At 52.6% G+C, this 3,549-nt stretch carries 5 protein-coding genes and 1 pseudogene; 1 reads left to right on the top strand and 5 read right to left on the bottom strand.

Annotated elements, in window-relative coordinates; genetic code table 11:
* Positions 1-693, top strand: a 693-nt coding sequence (locus tag EFB02_RS08610; protein WP_122821179.1) for a DUF4357 domain-containing protein, incomplete at its 5' end; no start/stop codon positions are given.
* Here the strand turns inward: EFB02_RS08610 and EFB02_RS08605 are convergent.
* From EFB02_RS08605 to EFB02_RS08585, 5 genes and pseudogenes are all read right to left on the bottom strand, one after another.
* On the bottom strand, positions 690-1,037 hold the full coding sequence (locus EFB02_RS08605; RefSeq protein WP_022865305.1) for a hypothetical protein: 348 nt from the start codon (positions 1,035-1,037) through the stop codon (positions 690-692). The two genes, EFB02_RS08610 and EFB02_RS08605, sit on opposite strands and share 4 nt — an antisense overlap.
* Positions 1,034-1,471 carry an HK97-gp10 family putative phage morphogenesis protein gene (locus EFB02_RS08600; RefSeq protein ID WP_022865306.1) on the bottom strand — a complete coding sequence of 146 codons (438 nt, stop codon included), beginning with the start codon at positions 1,469-1,471 and terminating at the stop codon, positions 1,034-1,036. Before EFB02_RS08600 ends, EFB02_RS08605 begins: the two co-directional genes overlap by 4 nt.
* The gene (locus tag EFB02_RS08595) at positions 1,471-1,803 is read right to left on the bottom strand and encodes a head-tail adaptor protein (RefSeq protein WP_027723701.1); all 333 of its coding nucleotides are present in this window, start codon (positions 1,801-1,803) and stop codon (positions 1,471-1,473) included. Before EFB02_RS08595 ends, EFB02_RS08600 begins: the two co-directional genes overlap by 1 nt.
* Positions 1,804-1,818: 15 nt before the next feature.
* The gene (locus EFB02_RS08590; protein WP_122821178.1) at positions 1,819-2,136 is read right to left on the bottom strand and encodes a head-tail connector protein; all 318 of its coding nucleotides are present in this window, start codon (positions 2,134-2,136) and stop codon (positions 1,819-1,821) included.
* 29 nt (positions 2,137-2,165) lie between these two features.
* A pseudogene (locus EFB02_RS08585) lies at positions 2,166-3,383 on the bottom strand (phage major capsid protein).
* Between the last annotated feature and the right edge of the window lie 166 nt (positions 3,384-3,549).

Below are 3,549 nucleotides of genomic sequence, written 5' to 3'. Positions count from 1 at the left end.
AAGACTGAAAACTTTGTAGAGCGCTTACGCGATCATGACAAAAAGAAGCCGCAGTGGGAAAAGGTCGTTATTATTGCGAGCTTGCAGCGGTCTTTTAACGAGGGGCATTGGGGTTATTTAGAAGCCCGTCTGGTTGAAATCGCTAAGAATGCTGAGCGCTGTTCTATGCCTGATAACAAACAAACTCCTCGGGTTAGGAAGCTTTCTGAAGCGCAACGAGCATCTGCAGAGTCTTTCTTAGACAATATGAAGCTGATTTTGCCGATCCTGGGGGTCAACGTTTTGCGTTCCCCAGAAAATACTGTGCAACCAGATAACGCTCAGATAGTTTCTTCACCTGTTTTTCATCTACATAGACAAAGAGATCGGATCGATGCCTCGATGCAGCTTATCGATGGAGAGTTTTTCCTCCTCAAGGGGTCAATCGTGGTTGCTAGCTGGGAAACCAGTAAAGCCAGAAGCCAGGCAACGGTTAATTCGTATGCGGCTATAGCTAGTCGTCACCAAAAGCTAGTTAGTGATGGATCAATCCGCATAGACAATGATTGCGGCGTGGTCACCCGGGATATTGCTTTTACTTCTCCTTCTGCCGCAGCTGCCATAGTGTTAGGTACCACCGCCAATGGTAGAGCTCGCTGGGTCAATGATGAGGGACAAAATTATGGAGCCTGGGAAGAAACCAATAACTCCTAGAAAGTAGTCGGCGAATAATCCGCGATGTCGATTGAATAGTGGTGGTAGCCGGTATCGTCCTCGTATCCGATATAGCGCCTGGCTGTAATAACTAGGCGAGCGCTAATTAGAGCTTTCGTGATCTGGTCTCTTAGTGCCAAGTAGTTGGTTTTTGTGAACAGGCTGATTCGGGCTTCTTCTATTTCGACGCCTGGGGTGTTGTCGGCGAAGATCTCGAAAGAATCTGTTAACGGGGTGAAGACTAGATACGTGTCTGGGGCTGGGGAATCGGTGTAGCAGCTGACTGCATAGGCGAGCCCAAGTTGTTTAGCGATGTGGCTTAGGTTTTCTAAAAGCCCGCTCATGGTTTCACCTGCTGGATTCGCGCGGCCAGGGTTTGTTTCATTGCGGCTATTGCGGCTCGCCTGGTTTGTGAACGCGTAGGGGCTAGGAAGGGTCTAGCGGGCTGGTTGGAGCGCCCGTGTTCAAGAACGTTAGCGATTAGTGCGTTAGCTCTACCATCGTCTCGGTTCTCGGCGAAACCAACTTTAACGTTGTAGTCTCCGCGGCTATTGACTTTTACTGGCGCGGTTCCTAGCGCTTTGGCGAGCTGACCGGTAGAACGGGAGGGCTGTTTCGTTGAGCTGCCGATGGCGGCAGAAAGGTTAGAACGCATACGCGGCTCCACTATGTTAGCCCCGGCTTTAAGTACTTGCTCAGCGGAGTTATCAAGAATGTTGCTGGCTGAGTCGAGTGCGTCAATGAAATCGTTGGGAAGCTTGATTTGTACGCGAGCCATCAGAGTGCTCCTTCTGCTTCGGTGCGGTGAGCCAAAATCTCGACATAGCGGCCGAGGTATTCGACAGCATCAATAACACACCTGCCACGTGCGGAGCTGATTTCCATCGCCTCGGTTATTTTTACGCCGGGTATTGCTCGGATCCTAAATAACAGGTCTGCTTTGGTGTAGGCGGCGCGGTTGACCCAAGCCGGTGAAGCATGACGCACCTCCATATATGCGCGCACCGAAGCAATAACCTCATCACGAGTCGTGGCGAACCCGGCAGCGTCTTTAGTAACCATTGGCTGTATCAAGTCGATGTGCTCGCTCATTTTGCCTAGCGTTGCCATCAGGCGCGCCTTTCGTTAGATTTTCCAGTCCCGATCCAGGCGTAGCAGGGTGTTGACTGCGTTCCACACGGCGCGGGCAGCATCGGTTTTGTCTGCCCAAAATCCGGCGGTTGCTCCATCTCTGGATTCGTAGAAATGGGTGGCGAGCATGATAATGCCTTGTCGGGTTGCCTGCGACATGGGCTGCGTTTGGTAGTAGCCCTCGGGCAGATGTTGGTAAGCGGTGGCATAGGAGATGGCAGCCAAAACAACCGAGGCAATCAAAGAATCATCCTCGCTATGGTCGACCAGTAGATTCTGCTTGACTAAAGCCACGAGTTCGTCTGTTTTCATGGCTGCCACCTCCTAACTATTTTTATGGTTTACCCGGCGGTCTTCTGGGTAAGCACCTTGATCGCTTCGGGCAAGACGAGCTTGCCGTCTAGGCGTTGGGAGGCGAGGAACCCGATCTGCCCGGTGGTTGCAAATAGCTCGTTTAAGCGTTTGAAGGAGCGGCCTTGCCGGTCAGCAATCCAATAAAAACCGAGGTCACCGAACGCTACTGTGCGCGCCCCCGCTTTGACCTCAGGTGCAAAAACACTGGTGTAGACGGGTCGGCCAAGGATCATGTCCGGGGTTCCAGCAGTCAGGGCTGGCTGCCACAGGTACTGCCCGTTACCATCCTTGAGCTTGCGCACGGTCTTTACTGTTGCATCATTCATCAGCCACACCGCACGCGCCCGGTACGGGGCGCGCAAACTATAGTGCAGATCGATAAGTTCATCAGCGCTAATATCGGTAGGCTTGGCGCTGGTCACGCCTAAGTCTGCGCCGCCGGTGGGGTTGAAGATACCGGTGGGTTTACCTTTACCATCGCCAACCAGAAAGGCTTCTTCTTCAGCAGCCCCAATACGGCGAGCAAACTCGCTCGCTAGGTATTGTTCAACGTTAAACGCTGCATCGTTGAGCAGTTCTTCACTGATTTTCAGGAAGGTACCCAGCTTGAACGCCGACAGGGAGATTTGGGTGAAGGCTTCATCGGATTCGTTGTATGGCTTGCCCTCATCCAGCCAGGTAGCGGTGCCATGGGTAGACACGACCGGGATCTTACGATCCCCGCTAGTGGTCTGAATAACCTTGGCGAGGCTTCGCATGATGTTTTGGTCAGCTAAAGACTGCACTAGGGTGCGTTCAAACTCGTCAGGCACTAGGTATCCGCCCTCAGAATCCACCCCCTCACTTAGCGCATTCCTTACTTCCATGGGGGAGGTGTTAAGCCGCATCGCATCCCAAAACGCCCGCTTGTAGGAAGCTGTAGCACGGGCAGGCTTGACCTTACTGTCTTCGCCCATACCGCTTCCAGGAGCGTAAGTGATGGGATTACAGGTCGCCTTGGCAAGAGTGTTTTCTAGGCGTTCGGCTCACTCACATCGAGCAATCTCGCCGCTAAGTGCCTCAATCTCAGCTTCCATTTTGGCGTAGGCCGCGTCATCTTCGGCGTTTAGACAGCCAGTCTCGCTATCGCGCCGCTCATCTAGAAACTTCTTAGCCTTATTCCAGGTTTGGGCACGCCGGGTATACAAATCAGTAACAGTAGTCATAATGGAATATTTCCTCTCATAGTTAATGGGGTTGGTTGGTTAAAAGGGCGTATAAATCAACAACCCGCCGACCACAAGGGGCAGCGGGCTTTAAACAAGGATGCTCACTTACAGGAGGCGGCGGCCCGGGAGGGGCAGCACTTTTACCGTGCATAGCTAGTTGGGC

Source organism: Varibaculum vaginae (genome assembly GCF_900604285.1).
In the GTDB taxonomy this organism is placed as follows: Bacteria; Actinomycetota; Actinomycetes; order Actinomycetales; family Actinomycetaceae; genus Varibaculum; species Varibaculum vaginae.
The sequence above is the reverse complement of the archived record's forward strand: the minus strand, read 5'-3'. Positions and strand labels throughout refer to the sequence as shown.

Excerpts from the sequence above, each read along its gene's own strand:
- EFB02_RS08605 (WP_022865305.1), bottom strand. The coding sequence starts at position 1,037 with ATGAGCGGGCTTTTAGAAAACCTAAGCCACATCGCTAAACAACTTGGG.
- EFB02_RS08600 (WP_022865306.1), bottom strand. The coding sequence starts at position 1,471 with ATGGCTCGCGTACAAATCAAGCTTCCCAACGATTTCATTGACGCACTC.
- EFB02_RS08595 (WP_027723701.1), bottom strand. The coding sequence starts at position 1,803 with ATGGCAACGCTAGGCAAAATGAGCGAGCACATCGACTTGATACAGCCA.
- EFB02_RS08590 (WP_122821178.1), bottom strand. The coding sequence starts at position 2,136 with ATGAAAACAGACGAACTCGTGGCTTTAGTCAAGCAGAATCTACTGGTC.